The 19,997-nt window shown below is 37.3% G+C and carries 17 protein-coding genes; 15 read left to right on the top strand and 2 right to left on the bottom strand.

What is annotated here, in order from left to right:
- Positions 1–4 precede the first annotated feature (4 nt).
- The 11 genes from JP36_RS06235 to JP36_RS06285 all read left to right on the top strand — a co-directional run bounded on the left by JP36_RS06235 (position 5) and on the right by JP36_RS06285 (position 11,649).
- On the top strand, positions 5–1,210 hold the full coding sequence (locus JP36_RS06235; RefSeq protein WP_039173066.1) for a cupin domain-containing protein: 1,206 nt from the start codon (positions 5–7) through the stop codon (positions 1,208–1,210).
- A complete protein-coding gene (xseA, locus tag JP36_RS06240; protein WP_081964349.1) occupies positions 1,200–2,567 on the top strand; it encodes an exodeoxyribonuclease VII large subunit in 1,368 nt (455 codons plus the stop codon). Before JP36_RS06235 ends, xseA begins: the two co-directional genes overlap by 11 nt.
- Before the next feature lie 35 nt (positions 2,568–2,602).
- The gene (locus JP36_RS06245; protein ID WP_039173070.1) at positions 2,603–3,775 is read left to right on the top strand and encodes a XylR family transcriptional regulator; all 1,173 of its coding nucleotides are present in this window, start codon (positions 2,603–2,605) and stop codon (positions 3,773–3,775) included.
- Positions 3,776–4,058: 283 nt separating this feature from the next.
- Positions 4,059–5,552, top strand: coding sequence for an ammonia-forming nitrite reductase cytochrome c552 subunit (gene nrfA, locus JP36_RS06250; RefSeq protein WP_039173071.1), 1,494 nt, complete (start codon positions 4,059–4,061; stop codon positions 5,550–5,552).
- 63 nt (positions 5,553–5,615) lie between these two features.
- Positions 5,616–6,206 (top strand): cytochrome c nitrite reductase pentaheme subunit, encoded by a 591-nt coding sequence (gene nrfB, locus JP36_RS06255; protein ID WP_013746493.1) that lies wholly within the window; start codon positions 5,616–5,618, stop codon positions 6,204–6,206.
- Positions 6,203–6,880, top strand: a complete 678-nt coding sequence (gene nrfC, locus JP36_RS06260; protein ID WP_209434479.1) for a cytochrome c nitrite reductase Fe-S protein — start codon at positions 6,203–6,205, stop codon at positions 6,878–6,880. Before nrfB ends, nrfC begins: the two co-directional genes overlap by 4 nt.
- A complete protein-coding gene (gene nrfD / locus JP36_RS06265; RefSeq protein ID WP_039173078.1) occupies positions 6,877–7,836 on the top strand; it encodes a cytochrome c nitrite reductase subunit NrfD in 960 nt (319 codons plus the stop codon). The genes nrfC and nrfD overlap by 4 nt, the downstream gene beginning before the upstream one ends.
- An 85-nt stretch (positions 7,837–7,921) precedes the next feature.
- Positions 7,922–9,823 carry a heme lyase CcmF/NrfE family subunit gene (locus JP36_RS06270; RefSeq protein ID WP_039173081.1) on the top strand — a complete coding sequence of 634 codons (1,902 nt, stop codon included), beginning with the start codon at positions 7,922–7,924 and terminating at the stop codon, positions 9,821–9,823.
- A complete protein-coding gene (locus tag JP36_RS06275; protein WP_039173083.1) occupies positions 9,820–10,383 on the top strand; it encodes a DsbE family thiol:disulfide interchange protein in 564 nt (187 codons plus the stop codon). Before JP36_RS06270 ends, JP36_RS06275 begins: the two co-directional genes overlap by 4 nt.
- Complete coding sequence (gene nrfF / locus JP36_RS06280) at positions 10,383–10,835, top strand: heme lyase NrfEFG subunit NrfF (protein ID WP_039173087.1); 453 nt, start codon at positions 10,383–10,385, stop codon at positions 10,833–10,835. The genes JP36_RS06275 and nrfF overlap by 1 nt, the downstream gene beginning before the upstream one ends.
- Positions 10,828–11,649 (top strand): nitrite reductase, encoded by an 822-nt coding sequence (locus JP36_RS06285; protein WP_039173090.1) that lies wholly within the window; start codon positions 10,828–10,830, stop codon positions 11,647–11,649. The genes nrfF and JP36_RS06285 overlap by 8 nt, the downstream gene beginning before the upstream one ends.
- Before the next feature lie 48 nt (positions 11,650–11,697).
- On the opposite strand, the gene metC is transcribed toward JP36_RS06285, so the two are convergent.
- Positions 11,698–12,891, bottom strand: coding sequence for a cystathionine beta-lyase (metC, locus tag JP36_RS06290; protein ID WP_039173093.1), 1,194 nt, complete (start codon positions 12,889–12,891; stop codon positions 11,698–11,700).
- A gap of 172 nt (positions 12,892–13,063) precedes the next feature.
- On the opposite strand from metC, the gene JP36_RS06295 reads away from it, so the two are divergent.
- The 4 genes from JP36_RS06295 to JP36_RS06310 all read left to right on the top strand — a co-directional run bounded on the left by JP36_RS06295 (position 13,064) and on the right by JP36_RS06310 (position 17,820).
- Positions 13,064–13,666, top strand: a complete 603-nt coding sequence (locus JP36_RS06295; RefSeq protein ID WP_039173097.1) for a peroxiredoxin C — start codon at positions 13,064–13,066, stop codon at positions 13,664–13,666.
- A 261-nt stretch (positions 13,667–13,927) separates the two neighbouring features.
- On the top strand, positions 13,928–14,647 hold the full coding sequence (gene cpxR, locus JP36_RS06300) for an envelope stress response regulator transcription factor CpxR (protein ID WP_039173102.1): 720 nt from the start codon (positions 13,928–13,930) through the stop codon (positions 14,645–14,647).
- Between the two features lie 205 nt (positions 14,648–14,852).
- Positions 14,853–16,262 carry an envelope stress sensor histidine kinase CpxA gene (gene cpxA / locus JP36_RS06305; RefSeq protein ID WP_039173107.1) on the top strand — a complete coding sequence of 470 codons (1,410 nt, stop codon included), beginning with the start codon at positions 14,853–14,855 and terminating at the stop codon, positions 16,260–16,262.
- A 145-nt stretch (positions 16,263–16,407) separates the two neighbouring features.
- Positions 16,408–17,820 (top strand): alanine/glycine:cation symporter family protein, encoded by a 1,413-nt coding sequence (locus tag JP36_RS06310; RefSeq protein WP_039173110.1) that lies wholly within the window; start codon positions 16,408–16,410, stop codon positions 17,818–17,820.
- A gap of 66 nt (positions 17,821–17,886) precedes the next feature.
- Here JP36_RS06310 and prlC read toward each other — a convergent pair whose 3' ends face one another.
- A complete protein-coding gene (prlC, locus tag JP36_RS06315) occupies positions 17,887–19,929 on the bottom strand; it encodes an oligopeptidase A (protein WP_209434480.1) in 2,043 nt (680 codons plus the stop codon).
- Positions 19,930–19,997: the final 68 nt, after the last annotated feature.

Below are 19,997 nucleotides of genomic sequence, written 5' to 3' on the forward strand. Positions count from 1 at the left end.
CGTTATGACACACGATTTTTGTTTACCCACAACCATTAATAGCGAAACTTTTCTGCGTGATTATTGGCAGAAAAAACCACTTTTAATCCGTCAAGGTTTGCCACAAATCATCGGAATGTTTGAACCACAAGATATTATTGAATTAGCTCAGGATCCGGATGCAACCGCGCGTCTTATCCGCACTGATATTGTACAGAATCAAGAGCAATGGCAACTAAAAACCAGTCCGCTATCAGCACAAGATTTTAGCAATTTGCCGGAGAAATGGTCGGTATTAGTACAAAATTTGGAACAGTGGTCACCCGAACTAGGCAAGTTATGGCAGGCTTTCGCTTTTATTCCTCAATGGCAACGAGATGATATTATGGTTTCTTTTGCGCCCAAAGGTGGCTCGGTCGGCAAGCATTATGATGAATATGATGTTTTTCTGGTGCAAGGCTATGGTGAACGCCGTTGGCAACTGGGCAAATGGTGTGATCCTTCAACTGAATTTAAAGCCAATCAACCAATTCGCATTTTTGATGATATGGGGGAGTTAATTTTTGATGAAGTGCTGCAACCCGGTGATGTGCTTTATGTGCCGTCTCGCCTTTCTCATTACGGTGTTGCCGAAAGTGATTGTTTAACTTTTTCTTTCGGTTTGCGTTATCCGAATGCTGCTGATTTGCTGGAAAATTTGTGCAAAACGATTGAACATCACAGCGAACAAATCAATAGCAGTGACTTTGCTATTCCCTTCCGTTTATCACAGAAACCACAGCCGAATGGTCAATTAAATAGTGAGTCTGTTGCCAACTTTAAACAGCATTTGTTAGATTTATTAGCCAATTCATCCCAATTTGATGCCTTATTGCAACAAGCGGTGGCACAAACCGTCAGCGCTCGCCGTTATGATTTATTACCAACGGACGCAGAGTATTATCCAGATGAGCTGCTCGAAATGTTGCAAGCTGGCGACAGACTCAGTCAAGATGCGAACTGCAAAATTATCTATACCGATAACGGCAATATTTTCATTAATGGTGAATGGATTGATGAGTTAAATGAAATAGAACAAACACTTTTGGCAGATTTTGCCAATGGTAAATCACTTGATTGGCAACGTTTACAAAAACTTTCCGCTGACATTTCTCTCGATTTATTATTAGACAGTCTATGCGATTGGCTCGACAGCGGTTGGCTTCTATTAGAGAGTGTTGATGATGTTTAACCGTGAAAGCCAACCAACAATTTATTCCATTAGCCAATTAAATCGCCTTGCAAAAGAGATCTTGGAACAAGAATTGGGCAGCTTATGGTTAAGTGGAGAGATTTCCAACTTTACTCAACCGGTATCAGGGCATTGGTATTTTACGCTGAAAGATAAAAACGCTCAGGTTCGCGCGGCAATGTTTCGTATGCGTAATTTACGCGTTAATTTTAAACCACAAAATGGAATGCAAGTTGTAGTGCGTGCCAATATTAGTTTGTATGAACCGCGTGGCGATTATCAGATTATTGTGGAAAGTATGCAAACTGCCGGCGAAGGGCTGTTACAACAACAGTTTGAACAATTAAAAATGAAGTTGGCTGCTGAAGGTTTATTTGCTCAGCAATATAAAAAAGAGATTCCAGCACATTGTCGAAAAATAGGCGTTATTACCTCCGCTACTGGTGCAGCATTACACGATATTCTACAGATCCTACGTCGCCGAAATCCCGTGCTTGAAGTGATTATTTATCCAACTTTAGTTCAAGGAAAAGAAGCTGCTCAAGATATTGTCGCTAATATCAAAATCGCCAACATCCGCCAAGAGTGTGATGTATTAATCGTAGGTCGTGGTGGCGGTTCACTTGAAGATCTCTGGTGCTTTAACGAAGAAATTGTTGCCCGAGCTATTTTTAGCTCACAAATTCCAATTATCAGTGCTGTCGGTCACGAAACCGATGTAACAATAGCAGATTTTGTTGCCGATTTACGTGCATCAACACCATCGGCTGCAGCCGAGTTATTAAGCCGAGATCAAAAAGAACTTTGGCAAAAAATTGATTATTTACAACAACGTTTAGAAATTGGTTTTACTTATAAACTCAATCACTCTATCCAACGATTAGAACGTTTACAATTACGATTAAAAAATCAACATCCACAAGCCAGATTACAACTGCAACAGCAACAATATCTCTATTTGCAACAGCGTTTAAAACAAGCGATTTCTAACTATTTACAACGCCGTCAACAATCACAAACATCATTATCTAAACGGATTTCACAGTTACCGTTAACATTAAAAATTGAAACGCAACAGCAAACGGTTAACCAATGGGAAGTTCGCTTACATACTGCAATAAACACATTTATACAGCAGAAAAAACATAAGTTAGCCAATCTCGGTGGTCGTTTAGATAACATCAGTCCATTAAAGGTATTACAACGCGGTTATACTGTTACCACATCAATGAATACAGAGTTAATCGACAGTATTAAACAGGTAACAATCGGGCAAGAAATCATCACTCGAACTGTTGACGGCAAATTGATCAGTCAAATTACTCGAATTGAACCATTACCGGACAGAAAAATCTAAAGACAAGTATTATTTCTGCCATAATAGGAAGCATTATGACAAAAGCCTATTACCAAATTGCACTACTGTTTAATGCCAACAAAGTTTATGATCGTGAAGTGATGGCAGGTATCGGTGAATATATTCAAACCTCTAAAACAGCGTGGAATGTCTTTCTGGAGGATGATTTTATTCATCGAGAATTAAGTCTAGATCAACGCCATTTGGACGGTATTATTGCAGATTTTGATAATCCGGAGTTAGTACAAAAATTACAGCATTGTCCTATACCGGTTGTAGCGGTTGGCAGTTCCTATCAAAATCCTCAACATTATCCGCAAAATGTTCCCTATATCGCCACTGATAACGACGCTATTTTACAAGTAGCATTTGAACATTTGCAACGAAAAGGCATCAATCATTTTGCTTTTTACGGCTTACCCAATCCTGGTTTTCAACACTGGTCAAATGAACGCCGAATGGCATTTGAACGCATAATGAAAAACAACAAATATCAACCGGAAATCTATCTTGGACAAGAAACGCACGCTAATAATTGGCAACAAGCTCAACAACAACTTAGTGAATGGATTACTGCATTACCAAAACATACCGGAATCATTGCCGTAACCGATGCACGTGCTAGACATCTGTTACAAACTTGTGAGCTGCTGGATATTCCCGTACCTGATCAACTCTGTATTATCGGAATTGACAACGAAGAATTAATTCAAGCATTTTCTCGTGTTTCACTTTCATCAGTCGTACAAGGCACTAAAAATATGGGTTACCAAGCGGCAAAGTTGTTACACGCCCAATTAGAAAATCGCCCGATTAAACAATACCAATATTTAATTCCACCATTACGCATTGAAGCCCGTACCTCAACTGATTATCGCTCAATTCAAGATCCTTTAGTCATTCAGGCTTTGCATTATATCCGAGTTAATGCCTGTTCCGGCATTAAAGTAGAGCAAGTTCTAGATTATGTTAAGGCTTCTCGTTCTAACCTAGAAAACCGTTTTCGTATTGAAACTGGCAAAACAATTCATCAAATATTGCACAATGAAAAAATGAAAAAAGCCAAGCAGCTGCTGACAAATACAGATATTGCTATCCAAGAAATTGCTGAAATATGTGGTTACCCTTCCGTACAATATTTTTATTTCGTTTTCAAAAAAGAGTTCAACCAAACACCAAATGAATATAGATTGCAAAAATTACATTAAATACCTCTAAATAATTAGAAAAATACAGTACATAACTTATTGATTAATATAATTTAATTAACTATAAATGGGTATTAATAATAACTTACATCCTATTTTTGCCACAATCGTGTAAAACTTTTTGATTAATCTCAAAAAAACAGCATAAAACCTTAGAAATTATAGCATTATTTGATAAAGTAACTTTTATTTACGGCTTATTTTGTCTTTCTCTTTTCTGTATAAAGTATAGACAATTGTTAGCTTTTTGTTATGTGAATAACTTTATGTTGGGGTAATTATCGTGAGAACTTTAAAACAAGCATTGTTTGTAATGCTAGCTGGAATAGCAACTATAAGTGCTATGTCCGCTTCTGCTGAAGATAAAACGGCTAATCCGGTACCGGATCAGAATCAACTGAATAATGACAAATTCAAAGATATGAAATTTGACATTGATAAAGTTGCCGTTCGCAATGACCTTTTTGCAGAAAAATATCCACTTCAATATCAATCTTGGTTAGGAACCAGCCAATCTGAAGAAATTGGTGATGCATTAGCGGAAGATCCTCGATTAGTAGTGCTTTGGGGAGGTTATCTGTTTTCATCAGAATATAACCATCCTCGCGGTCACTATTATGCGGTAACCGATGTACGTAATATCTTGCGTACAGGTGCTCCAAAAGATGAAAACAGTGGACCTCAACCAGCTGCTTGTTGGACTTGTAAAAGCCCGGATGTTGCTCGTTTAATTACTGAAAAAGGCGAAGATGGCTATTTCGGTGCAAAATGGGCAAAATGGGGTAACGAAATTGTTAATCCTATTGGTTGTGCCGACTGCCACGATACTAATTCAAAAGAGTTCGCTGAAGGTCAACCAGCTTTACGCATTGCTCGTCCACACGTTTTACGCGCTTTAGATAAGATTGATTGGAATTTTGAACGTTCCGATAAAACTGATAAACGCGCTGCCATTTGTGCTAACTGCCACGTTGAATATTTCTTCGCCGGCGACAAAAAAATCGTTACTTTCCCTTGGCAGAACGGTGTAAGCGTTGAACAGATGGAAAAATATTACGATGATCTCCAATTTAAAGATTGGACTCATTCACTCTCCAAAGCACCAATGTTAAAAGCACAACACCCTGATTTTGAAACTTGGACGATGGGAATGCACGGTAAAAACGGGGTGACCTGTGTTGATTGCCATATGGCGAAACAACAAACCGCAGATGGTCGCGTATTTACTAACCACAATATCGGTAATCCGTTCGACAACTTCCAAAATACCTGTGCTAACTGCCACGATCAAAGTAAAGAAAAACTACAAGGTATCGTTAATTCACGCAAAGAACGCGTACAGTCCGCAATGATCAAACTTGAAGATCAGTTAGTTCACGCCCATTTTGAAGCAAAAGCTGCTTGGGATGCCGGTGCGACTGAAGCGGAAATGAAAGATGCCTTGCAAGATATCCGCCACGCACAATGGCGCTGGGATTACACCTCTGCCAGCCACGGATTCTATATGCATGCACCTGAAGTTGCTTTGGAAGTCTTAAGTTCCGGCTTGGATAAAGCGGCAGATGCACGTCGTAAATTGGCTGTCATTCTTACCAAACATAACGTAAAACAACCGGTTGCTATTCCTGATATTTCTACTAAAGAAAAAGCACAGGCTGCAATGGGCATTGACATTGAAAAACAGAAACGTGAAAAAGAAGAGTTCTTAAAAACGGTTGTACCTCAATGGGATAAAGAAGCTAAAGAGAAAGGTTTATTACCTGCTGATGCAAAATAAATTTTGGTCCGGTTGCTCATTATGAGCAACCGCTTAAATCAGGATTTCCTTGAGGATAAGAAAATGAGTTTTTATATGTCTTTTAAAAAAGTGCTGTTTGTTACGGCTTCTCTGCTGCTTGCCGTTAATGTTTCGGCACAGGAAACAAGCAACACAAACGGTGCAAATACGTTAAGTTACCAACCGCAGTTGGAAAATCAACGTGATCCGAATCAATACTGTGCGAAATGCCATAAATTTAATGATCAACAATTTCACGGCACCCACTTGAGCAAGTTAAACCCGAATAACGGCAAGCCGATTAATTGTGTCAGCTGTCACGGTAAAATTTCCGAAGATCACCGTCGTGGCGTGAAAGATGTGATGCGTTTCCACGGCGATATTTTTGACGGAAAAACACCGATGTACACCGTTCAGGAGCAGAACCAAGTCTGTTTCGCTTGTCATCAACCGGAAAAATTACGGGAAAAATTCTGGGTTCACGATGTTCACGCAATGAAATTGCCTTGTGCAAGCTGCCATACATTACACCCGGAACACGACGCAATGAAAGGTATCGAACCGAAACAACGCGTTAAATTATGTGTCGATTGCCACGGTAAACAACAGGCTCTTCGTGAAGAAAAACAAAATCAAGCGAATAAGGAAAAATAATGAATTGTTCACGCCGTAACTTTGTTTCGGGTATGAGCGCATTAATGTTAGTTGCCAGTACCAGCAATAAAACATTGGCGGTTGCACTATCCGAAGAAAAAAATAAACGCTACGGAATGCTACACGATGAACGTAGTTGTATCGGTTGTACTGCCTGTATGGATGCTTGTCGTAAAGTTAATCAAGTCCCCGAAGGCGTTTCACGTTTACAAATTATTCGTAGCGAACCTTATGGGGAATTTCCTGATGTAGAATATGAATTTTTCCGCCATTCGTGTCAGCACTGTAGCAATGCCCCTTGTGTTCACGTCTGCCCAACCGGCGCTTCATTCATTGATGCAAAAACCGGTATTGTCGATGTGAATAAAGATTTATGCGTAGGTTGTCAATACTGTATTGCCGTCTGTCCTTACCGTGTTCGTTATATTAATCCAATTACAAAAGCAGCAGATAAATGTAACTTCTGTCGCGATACCAACTTAGCAAAAGGCAAGCAGCCTGCCTGTGTAGAATCTTGCCCAACTAAAGCATTAACCTTTGGTGATTTGAATGATCCTTACAGTGAACTCAATAAAAAAATTCACCAACAGCAGGTTTATCGAACAAAAGTGGAATTAGGCACAGAACCTAACTTGTATCACATCCCAAGTAAACACGGGGAGATCAGACGATGAACAGTCCTTTTCATTTTCCATCCCTCGTGTGGGATGAAATTATTGCGATTTACCTTTTCTTATTAGGTATTTCCGCTGGAGCAACAATGATTGCGGTATTGCTCAAACGTAGCGGTATTGCCGGCAGTAATCCCAGCGAAAACAATATTATTCGCTGTGCTGCAATTATTGCACCGACAACATTGCTGTTGGGCTTAACCATTTTGATTTTCCATTTAACTAAACCTTGGACTTTCTGGTATTTGATGTTCAATTACCACCATACTTCAATTATGTCGATGGGGGTAATGCTGTTCCAAGTTTATATGGTATTTTTGCTTTTATGGTTAGCTTTTATTTTTAAAGCATTAATAGCTCAACTGATTAAGCGCTTTTTGCCGAAACTCGCTTTTATCAATAACATTATTGAAAAGTTGGAACGTTTTAGTTCTCCGGTAGAGATTATCCTTGTTTTCCTTTCTGTTTTATTAGGTGCTTATACCGGTTTCTTGTTATCGGCATTAATCAGTTATCCGATGTTGAATAATCCGGTTCTGCCGGCGCTGTTCTTGGCTTCCGGCACCTCTTCCGGTATTGCGGCATTAATGATGGCTACACTGCTCTTTACCAAAGAAAGCACCCATTCACCGGCATTGAATTTCGTGCATAAATTTGAATTACCGGTGGTATTAATTGAAGCATTTCTACTTTTTGCGTTCTGTATCGGATTATTCCTCGGTGGCGGTCAAAAAACGGTTGCACTTTATAATGCAATCGGTGGTGGTTTTTGGTCTTATGTATTTTGGATAGGTTTAGTAGGTATTGGCTTAATTGCTCCACTTTTCCTGAATGCAGTAGCACCTGAAACATTAAAACATCGCAAAGGCTTTATACTCTTTGTTGCCGGATTAAGTTTATTCGGTGTGCTTTGTTTACGTTTTTGGGCATTATATGCAGGACAAATGACACTTGCCTAAAATGCAAAAGCCTATAAGCTTCGACCTACTTCCGTTACAAGAAGTAGGTCATATTTTAATACTTATTTTCTGACAATAACTAAAAATGTTGCCTGAACTCGGATTTTTAAGTTTACTCATTGTTGTTGCTTTGACGTTTTGTTTAGCTTTTATACCAGCTTACGGTCTATGGCGAAACAAACACGCTTTCTCACAATTGGCTTATCCGTTAAGCATTCTCTATGCTATTTTCTGTACGATAACACTAATAGCATTGGCATATGCATTTGCGACTAATGATTTTTCACTTGAATATGTCGCGCAACATTCTAATTCCAACCTGCCATTATTTTATAAAATTGCTGCAACTTGGGGTGGTCACGAAGGTTCAATGCTGTTTTGGCTCTTTTCACTTTCACTCTGGACAGCACTGTTTGCTCATTATAATCGTCATAATGATCAGCGTCTTATCATCTCAACGCTAGTACTAATGGGAATGATCAGCTTTTGTTTTGCGGTTTTTATTCTGTTTTTATCTAATCCTTTCAATAGGTTATTTCCAGTTCCACTTGAAGGACGTGATCTCAATCCAATGCTACAAGATATTGGTTTGATCATTCATCCACCATTGCTCTATCTTGGTTATGTCGGTTTAGCGATCAATTTCTCATTGGTTATTGCTGCTTTAATTTATCAAAAATTTAATGCCGCATTCGCACGATTATGCCGTCCTTGGGTTCTAGGTTCTTGGGCATTTTTAACTATTGGCATTATATTAGGTTCTTGGTGGGCTTACTATGAACTCGGTTGGGGTGGTTGGTGGTTTTGGGATCCGGTAGAAAATGCTTCATTGATGCCGTGGTTAATCGCCACTGCACTGTTACATTCACTTATTATCTATGAGAAACGAGGAATTTTACTCTATTGGGTGGTATTGCTCTCAATTTTTGCCTTTTCCTTGAGTTTATTGGGGACATTTATTGTTCGTTCAGGCGTCTTAGCATCGGTACACGCATTTAGCATTGATCCACAACGCGGACACGCTCTATTAGCAATCTTTCTACTGTTCACGCTATGTGGGCTATTATTATTTGCTTTACGCATCAAAGAGTTACATTCTATTGTCAAATTTCAACTGCTCTCAAAAGAATCCGCATTTTTATTCGCTAATATTTTATTCAGCCTTACAACATTTATTGTCTTCACCGGTACGTTTTATCCAATGATCTACCATATGTTAGGTTGGGGAACAATTTCTGTCGGTACGCCTTATTTTAACCGGCTCATCGTGCCATTAATTTTTATCCTTATGATATTAATGCTATTTTCGCCATATTTACACTGGCAAAAACTCCCATTTTCGTCAATTAAAAAAGTCACTTTATATCTGTTTCCAGCAGTAGTCATTACATCCTTTCAAATACTGGTAGAGCAGAATTTCAACTTCTCTTTACCTTCAATTTGGGCATTTATTAGTCTAAGTTTGGCTTGGTGGTTGCTACTCAATACTCTCTGTTCTTCGCAATGGAAAAATAAAAAACAATGGTCAATGCGCTTGGCACACTTAGGCATTGCTATCAGTATTATCGGTGGCACAATGAGTAACTATTATGCCAAAGAAATTAGCGTTAAAATGTCTCCCGGCGACACACAAACATTGCATAATTATCAATTCACTTATCTTGGTTTCCGCAATGAAATTGGTCCAAACTATACCGCAGAACGAACGTTTTTCGTGATTAGTCAACAGGACAGTCTCATTGCTGAGATAAGTGCTGAACGTCGCTATTATGATGTGCGTACAATGAATATGAGTGAAGTGGGGATAAAATGGGGATGGTTATCCGATCTTTATATCGTAATGGGAAATAAAATTTCAGCAAATGAATTTGCATTCCGCTTGCACTACAAGCCCTATATCCGTTGGTTATGGTTTGGCGGATTATTAGCAATGTTGGGAGGTTTTATTGCCGTTTGGAACGCTAGAAAACTAAAAGGTGAAAAATGAAACGTTGGTTACTCTTTATTCCGGCACTTTTTATTTTAGCATTAGCTCTCACCCTATTTTTAGGAATCAGCCAAGATCCATTGCAAAAAATGAAATCACACCTCAATAAGCCATTGCCGCCATTTTCCTTGCTTGATTTACACGATCATCATCGCCATTGGCAGAATCAAGATCTGCCACAAAATCAAGTTTTCCTGATCAATATTTGGGGTAGCTGGTGTCAATTTTGCAAACAAGAGTTCCCTTTATTGAAGAAAATAGCGCAACAACATCAACTACCGATTGTTGGTATTAATTATTTAGATAAACAAGAAAATGCGGTGCAAACATTACAGCAGCTTGGCAATCCATTCACTATCAATGCCTTCGATAATAAAGGAATGTTTGCAGCAGAATTGGGTATCAACGGTGCGCCTTATACCTTTATTATCGATAAAAATGGGAAAATACGTTATTTTTTTGAAGATGGTGCGATTAATGAAACGATTTGGCAGCAACAAATGTTACCGTTAATTCAACAATTACAGGCGGAAAAAGGATCATCTTTGAGGAGTTTTTAATGAAAAAATTACTATTTTTATTGCTCTGCTTTACTGCTTTTACACACGCTGAAATCGTTGAAACTTTTCAATTTAATTCGGAAGAAACGCAACAACGAGCTATTTCGTTAGCAAAAACATTACGCTGCCCACAGTGCCAAAATCAGAATTTAGTAGAATCCAATGCTGATGTCGCCGCTGAATTGCGTTTGGAAGTTTACACGATGGTTAATCAAGGCAAAAGCAATGATGAAATTATCCAAATAATGACACAACGCTTCGGTGATTTTGTGCGTTATGATCCGCCTTTTACATCAAATACTTTTTTGCTTTGGTTGATTCCATTTGTTGCTGGCATCATTGCCTTGTTATCTTCACTGTTTTATTTAAAAAAGAGAAGAGAAACCATATTAGATCCACAACAAAAAAAGAGTATAGAGACTTTTCTACAACAACGGGAACAGAATGGCTAATTTAGTTTTTTTCGCAGGTGTAGTCGTTTATCTACTGATTTTAGTCGTTATTTTTTATTTACATTCTCCGACCGAGAGTGAGGATCGACATAATCAAAAACTAAATAATCAATTATTACAACAACAATTACAACAATATAAATTTAAGGAAAATGAAGCACTTGCCAATGAAATTGTCTATCGATTTATGCAAGATCAGAAAGATGAAGAAATTGCTAACAGTATGGCTGACTATTCTAAAAAAATTGCTTGCGGTATTGGTGTGATTATTCTAGTTGTAATGGTTGGCTATTATTTATATAGCGGTAGACTACAAACACTTAATCAGCAACAGAATACACAACAAACAGAAAATAGAGAAACAACTACAGTAAGCCTTAATGAAAACAATATTATTGCTATTCAAAATAAAATTCGTACTGATCCAAATAATGGTGAAAATTGGTATGAATTAGGTTTAGCTTATGCACAAAATAATGAATTTAGCAATGCTATCGAATCGTACTCTCGTGCAACCGTATTATTGGGTAGAAAACCTTATATTTTAGGTGCTGCTGCTACTGCACTTTATTATAAAGATCAACAACATATATCATCTCAAGCACAACAATGGCTAGATGAAGCATTACAGCTTGATGCAGAAGATACCGCTTCTTTATTATTATTGGCAAATGATGCTTTTAGGCAAGCTCATTATGATTTAGCGATTAATTACTGGCAGAAAGTGTTAGACAGTCATCGAAAAGTGGATCGTAAACTATTGATCAACCTTATACAAATCGCCCAAGAGAAACAAAAATTAATAAAAAAATAGTTGCAGTCGAAAAACTGCAACTATGCCAAAATTTATGCAGAACATTTACTAACTGATGCGTTGTAATCCTGCTGCCAAATCATCAATCAGATCATCACTTGATTCCAAACCAACGTGAACTCTAACTAAGCTCCCACTCAATTTACGTTCAATATTCGGGCGAATTTTCGCAATTTCTTCCGGTTGATTGACCAAAATTAATGATTCATACCCTCCCCAAGAATAAGCCATACTAAATAAACTAAAATGGTCAAGAAATTTCGACATCTCCTGATCGTTCAACCGCTTATTTAATTCAAAAGAGAATAATCCACTTGCTCCGCTAAAATCTCGCATAAAAAACTCGTGTCCGGGACAGCTTGGCAGTGCCGGATGATATACGCTTTTCACCTGCGGTTGTTGTGCAAGCCATTGTGCAATTTTAATGCTGCTTTCACCTTGTTGTTGCAAACGTAATGCTAAGGTTCTGATCCCTCTTGCTGTTACATAAGCAGTATCCGCATCCACCATTTGCCCCATCAAATAAGACTGTTCTCTTAATTGCTCCCAAGTCCGTGCATTAGCCACAGCAGTACCAATCATCGCATCAGAATGCCCCACTAAATATTTAGTACCTGCTTGAATTGAAATATCAATATCGTGCTGCAATGCAGGAAACAACAGTCCTCCTGACCAAGTATTATCGATCATAATTACAATATCAGGCTTTTTTGCTCTCACAGCTTGAACAATAGCTAGAATATCAGCTACTTCCATTGTTAAAGAACTAGGAGCTTCTAAAAATAACACTTTTGTATTATCTTCAACTAAATCAGCAATTTTCGCTCCCGTCATTGGATCATAAAAAGTAGTACTGATCCCCATTTTTTTCAAAATGATATTACAGAATTCTTGAGTAGGCTCATATGCCGCGCCAGTTACCAAAATATGATCTCCTTGCTGTACAAACGCCAACAGACTGTTACTAATCGCTGCTGCTCCGCAAGGATAAAGATAACAACCGGCCCCTCCCTCCAATTCGCACATCAGATCTTGTAAAGCGAAATGTGTTAATGTACCTCTACGACCATAAAATAGTGCCTGTTTTGCTCTTTCTTGAGTTGCTTTTTTCTTATCTGCCACTGAATCAAACACTAATGAAGATGCTCTCTGAATAACAGGGTTAACACTCCCTTGCGTAACTCTTTTTCCTCTACCAGCGTGAATCAAATGAGTGTTTTTTTGTTGTATTTGCGTTACCATAATTAAACCTCTTTTTGGTACATAAATCGATTAAACATTAATTGATTTGATAGATAAAAACAACTGTATATTTAGAGGTAAAAGCGGTATCTTTTACTGCGTTAAAACAATGATGGTTTTAAAAATATTGTTTTAGTTTTATGATTAATTAGATATTCTCAAGGAGATAATTATGGTATTAGTAGCTCGTCAAGCACCTGATTTCACAGCTTCAGCAGTTTTAGGTAACGGTGAAATCGTTGACAATTTTAACTTTAAAAAACACGTTGAAGGCAAAGCAGCAGTAATTTTCTTCTGGCCATTAGACTTTACTTTCGTTTGTCCATCAGAAATTATTGCATTCGACCACCGTTATCAAGAATTCAAAAAACGTGGCGTTGAAGTTATCGGTGTTTCTATCGACTCTCAATTCACTCACAATGCATGGCGTAAAACTCCTGTAGATAAAGGTGGTATCGGCGAAGTTCAATTCGCAATGGTAGCTGACGTTAAACACGCTATCGCTCAAGCATATGGTATTGAACACCCTGAAGCGGGTGTTGCATTACGTGCATCATTCTTAATTGACAAAAACGGTGTTGTTCGTCACCAAGTTGTGAATGATCTTCCATTAGGACGTAATATTGATGAAATGCTTCGTATGGTTGATGCGCTTGCATTCCACGAAGAACACGGCGAAGTTTGCCCTGCACAATGGTCAAAAGGTAAAGAAGGTATGAAAGACAACCCTGAAGGTGTTGCAGCATACTTGAAGAAAAATGCAGATCAACTTTAATCTGTTATTCTAATTTAAATAACCCCACTTAGGTGGGGTTTTTACGTTCTTCCTTTACTTAAATGCCACCAATAATTAAAAATAGCTTAAATAAATTATCATTAAATATATAATCAATATCAAATTAATCGCAATTAACCTATAAATTTATCAAAATTACAATACATCAATAAACTTTTCTTTATTTATATCTTTAATAAACTATTATTACATCCAATATTGCTATACAATAATCCAATTTATTAGTTAGGGGACGATTTTATGCCTAAAATACTTCTGGTCGATGATGATGTCGAATTTACAAGTTTACTTGCTGAAGTTTTAGCAATGGAGAGCTTTGAAGTTGAAGTAGTACACAACGGAGAAGACGCATTACATACTTTAGATCTCAGTTATGATCTTATTCTATTGGATATTATGATGCCTAAACTTGGCGGTATCGAAACATTAAAGCAGATTCGTCAAAAATATAATACACCAGTGTTAATGCTAACCGCACGTGGTGATGATGTTGATAGAATTTTAGGCTTGGAACTCGGTGCGGATGATTACCTATCAAAACCATTTAATGACCGCGAACTTGTTGCTCGTATTAAAGCGATTCTTCGTCGAGCAACGAAATTGCCGACATCTCCTAATATCAGCAATATTGAATTAAACAACAGTGATGATCAAAGAACATTATATTTTGATGACATCGTGTTATTTCCTGGTCGTCAGCAGGTAATGTATCAAGGTAAAGATTTAGAATTAACCGGTACAGAATTCGCTTTATTATCAATGCTTATCCGTAACCCAGGACATATTCTATCTCGCGAATTACTTTCAATTGAAATTTTGGGTAAGCGCTTAACCCCTTTTGATCGGGCGATTGATATGCATATGTCCAATTTACGTAAGAAATTACCACCAAGAAAAGATAATTTACCTTGGTTCAAAACATTAAGAGGAAGAGGTTATCTTCTTGTTACTGAACAATAATCATCTTTGATTTTGGTAAAGGCCCTCAACAATGAGGGCTTTATCTTATTATACGTATACAATTCAACTTCTAGCTCTGTTTCTCCTCGCAGAGCAACTATACAACACTACTTTATGAATTGAGCTAGTGTAAAAGAAGTGATACTTTCAAAATTCAATAATTCTATCATCGCAAATAACAGCATTTTAAACTAAGGAGTTTTTGATGAAAAATGCAATATTACGACCATTTACTTCCCTGACCGGTCAAATATATCTCTTTTTTATATTAATTTTCTGCATTGCATTTACCATCGCTGTTATTTTACCTTCTTTTGATTCCCGAAATTACTCCTTAATCGAATCAAGAGAATTAAATGATTACAATAGTATCGTTTTTTCTATAATGGAAAAGATGAGTTCTACAGATGTGTTAAATATAAAAAACACTGATAACTTTTTGGAAAAAAAGTATAACTTAAATTTTGCTTTTATTAACAATAATGATGTTATTTTTAGTAAAAATTATAAAGATCTAGTAAATTTAAGGGATTTTATCTACCACTCAAATAGCCCACTAATTCCACAAAAAAAGCAATTTGATGACACTCAGATTATAGGACCATTTCAAATTAAATTAGATAATAGTGCAAATAACTTAGATAAATTAGATACTTATCGCATTTATTTTATAAAACCAACTAAGCCTCTTTCTCCAATTATCCAAGCATTTTTTGACAAACCAGTCTTAATGCTGATCATTATTGTGATTTTAACTGCACCGTTATTATTAATCCTATCTTATCGAATTACTAAACCAATTATTGAATTACGTAAAGCGGTAAATAATGTTGCTGTCGGTAATTTTTCAATTAATACTGATCTTGAAAAAAATGGACCTAAAGAAATTCGAGCAGTAGGCAAAAGTTTTAATCAAATGGTAACGGCAATAGATAATCTATTAAACTCGCAAAAAAGAATGTTATCCGATATTTCACACGAATTAAGAACACCTCTAGCTCGCTTAAAATTATCAGCCGCAATTTTGCGTCGCAAAAATGGCGAAACACCCGAATTAACCAGAATCGAAACAGAAGCAGAACGTTTAGAGCAGATGATTAACGATATTTTAAATATTTCCCGTCAACAAATTAACACACATCTTGAACACGAGATATTTCCTATTGAGGAAATTTGGGACGACGTTCTCGAAAATGCACGTTTTGAAACGGAACAATCAAAACAACAGCTCATTATTAATAATCAAATAAAACACCCCCATCGTTATCGTATTAATGGTAATCCAAACGCACTGGCTGGAGCATTAGAAAATATTATCCGTAATGCAGAAAAATATGGTAACAATACGATTAAAGTCTCTTTCTCTATTAACAAAAATGAACTGATTATGATAGTAGAAGATGATGGTAATGGTATCGATGAAAGTGAGTATCAGAATATATTCCAACCATTTTATCGTATTGATACCGCACGTACACGTGAGAGCGGCGGCATTGGATTAGGATTAGCCATTGTATTTAATACCGTACAACAGCATCAAGGATATATTTCTGCACAAAAAAGTGAACTTGGAGGTTTATCTATCGAAATTCGATTACCTTTATGGTTTGATTAAAAATTAAGGTATTTTTATCCATTAAATGCTAAAAAATCGATAAAATTCTATATAAATTAAATTTTTATTTTTTTTATAACAAGCTTATGTTATCGTGCACGATAAATATAAAAAGAGATAAAACATTACAACACGGAGAACAATAATGGAAGTTTTACACCAATTAATTAAAAACATTAATGATCCTCTGTGGAATATCGTCACAATTATGTTGTTAGGTACAGGGCTTTATTTCACATTATCAATGTTTTTTGTCCAAATCCGCTTACTGCCACAAAGTATTCGCGAAATGCTTGGAGCCCGTAGTGTTGATAGAAAGCACGCCATTAGCCCGTTTCAAGCTTTTGTAACCGGATTAGCGAGTCGAGTCGGAGTTGGCAACATTGCAGGTGTATCATTAGCAATCACTTATGGTGGTCCTGGCGCAGTATTTTGGATGTGGATGACGGCTCTGCTTGGAATGAGTAGTGCATTTGCTGAATCCTCTTTAGCGCAATTATTCAAAGTAAAAGATCTTGCCGGACATTTTCGTGGTGGCCCAGCTTATTATATTACTTCCGGCTTAAAACAGCGTTGGTTCGGCTGGCTATTTGCGATCTGTCTGATTATTACTTATGGTTTTGTATTTAACGCTGTACAATCAAACACCATTGCTGAAGCAGGAAACGGGGCTTGGGGATGGACACCGGAAGCAACTGGTGTTGCACTAGTCATTCTCACTGCACCAATGATTTTTGGTGGAATTCGTAGAATTTCTAAAATTGCAGAAGTCTTAGTGCCTTTGATGGCATTGCTCTATATTGCTATGGCTGTTTTTATTTTATGCAAAAATTTTTCGTTATTACCAACTACCATTCATCTAATTATTTCTTCCGCATTCAATTTTGATGCTGCCGCTAGTGGTTTTTTCGGTGCAATATTTTCACAAGCTATGATGTATGGCATCAAACGCGGTCTATACTCCAATGAAGCAGGAATGGGATCTGCACCTAATGCGGCTGCAACTGCAGATGTTGATCACCCTGTCAGCCAAGGCCTCATTCAAATGTTGGGCGTTTTTGTTGATACTATTGTTATCTGTACCGCAACTGCCGTTATTGTTTTACTTTCTGGTGAATCCATCTCTTCTGAAATTACTGGAGCTCAATTAACTCAACTTGCTATTGAGCATCAAGTTGGTGCTTGGGGAAAAGATTTCCTTGCTTTAATTTTATTTATGTTTGCCTTCTCAACCATTATCGGTAATTACGCTTATGCAGAAGGAAACATTAAATTTATTAAAAATAATCCAACAATGATTATGTTATTTAGAATGTTAGTGCTAGCAATGGTTTATTTTGGTGCAGTTCAAAAAATGCAATTAGTTTGGGATATGGCGGACACTTTTATGGGATTAATGGCAATGATTAACTTAATTGCAATTCTATTACTTTCGCCAATCGTCTGGTTGCTTTTAAGAGATTACCAACAACAATTAAAAACAACTAAATCGCCTATATTTAAGGTTGAAAAATATCCTCATTTAGCCTCTCGAGTTAAAGCGAATATTTGGCGTTAATCAAAATAAAAATGGCAGGGTTAATCTCATTATTAAACCTGCCATTTTATGATTAGTTTACAGCAACTACTTAATTCCCTTATGCCTTAACAACGCGTCCAACTTAGGTTCGCGTCCTCTAAAACGTTTAAACAATGTCATCGGTTCTTCTGATCCACCCTGCGTCAAAATATTATCTAAAAATGATTTCCCTGTTTCTGCATTAAAAATACCTTCTTCTTCAAAACGAGAAAACGCATCTGCCGATAATACCTCTGCCCAAAGATAACTGTAATAACCAGCGGAATAACCACCTGCAAAAATATGACTGAAGCTATGAGGTGTGCGTACCCAATCAGGAGTTTGGAATACTGCCACGTCTTTTTTCACCTCTTTTGCAATCTGCTTCAATTGATCTTTTTTATTCGGATCAAATTCATAATGCAAACGGAAATCAAATAAACCAAATTCCAACTGGCGCAATACAAACATCGCTGCGTGGAAATTCTTCGCTTTAATCAATTGCGATAATTTCTCTTTTGGCAATGGCTCGTGAACTTGATAATGACCAGAAATAAAGTTTAGAGCCTCTTCTTCCCAACACCAATTTTCCATAAATTGACTTGGCAATTCGACTGCATCCCAAGGCACACCATTAATCCCAGAAACATCACCAGTTTCAATTTTCGTCAACATATGATGAATACCGTGACCAAATTCATGGAATAAAGTTGTTACTTCATCGTGTGTAAACAATGCCGGTTTATCTCCTACCGGACGATTAAAATTACACACTAAATACGCTACCGGTTTTTGCAATGAACCATCCAATTTCCGTTTGCGACTAATGCAATCATCCATCCAAGCGCCACCACGTTTATGTTCTCGAGCGTAAAGATCCAAATAAAAACTTCCTCTGATTTCCCCAGTTTCATCAACCAAATCGAAAAAACGAACATCAGGATGGTAAGTATCCACATCAAAACGTTCTACTGCATTAATCTTAAAAATCCGTGAAACCACCTCAAATAAACCAGATAATACGCGATTTTCTGGGAAATATGGTCTAAGTTCTTCATCATTAATGGCAAAAAGTGCCTGTTTTTGTTTTTCACTGTAGAAGGTAATATCCCAAGGCTCTAAATGCTCAATACCAAAATTGTTTTCACAAAATTGCTGTAATTCAGCAAACTCTCTATCCCCTTGTGCTTTCGAACGATGGGCAAGATCAGTTAAGAAATCCAACACCTGTTTTGGACTTTCCGCCATTTTAGTTGCTAAAGATAGATCAGCATAAGTTTTAAAACCTAACAATTTTGCCAATTCATATCTAAGCGTCAAAATTTCTTGCATAATCGCAGAATTATCCCATTTACCAGCATTCGGACCTTGATCTGACGCTCTAGTGGTAAATGCTCTATACATCTCTTCACGCAATGCTCGATTCTCACAATAAGTCATTACCGGCAAATAACTTGGGAACTCTAACGTAAAACGATAACCTTCCACACCTTTGCTTTCTGCCGATGCTTTTGCAGCCAACAACGCACTCTCAGGCAAACCGGACAATGCTTGCTCATCAGTAATAACTTTATCCCAGCCCATTGTGGCATCCAGCACGTTATTGCTAAATTGCGAACTTAATTCTGATAAACGCGCAACAATTTCTGCATAACGTTGTTGCTGTTCAGCAGGCAATGAAATCCCAGATAATTCAAAATCACGCAGACTATTTTCAATTGCTTTCTTCTGATCTTTAGCTAATGTTTCAAACTCGGCACTATTTTTTAACTGTAAATAGGCTTGATACAAACCTTGATGTTGTCCAATCCAAGTGCTGTATTCAGAAAGCAACGGTAAACACGCTTGATACGCTTCCCTTAACTCCGCACTATTCTTAACCGCATTTAAATGCGCTACCGGCGACCAAGCTTTGCTTAAACGGTCATTCACTTCTGACAGTGGTAAATAAAAATCGTGCCAAGTAAATTTGCCCTGTTTTAACACTTTTTCAACCATATCACGACACTCTTGAATTAATTTTGTAATTGCTGGCTGAATGTGTTGAACTTCTATCTTAGAAAATTGAGGTAACCCTTGAAAATTAAGTAATGGATTTGACATTGTTATTATCCTTTTTTCATACAAACATAGCTGTTGTATTTGGGGAAAGTTTGATAGATTTCAAGGGGAATTCA

The sequence above is a fragment of the Gallibacterium genomosp. 1 genome, assembly GCF_000771875.1.
Classification (GTDB): domain Bacteria; phylum Pseudomonadota; class Gammaproteobacteria; order Enterobacterales; family Pasteurellaceae; genus Gallibacterium.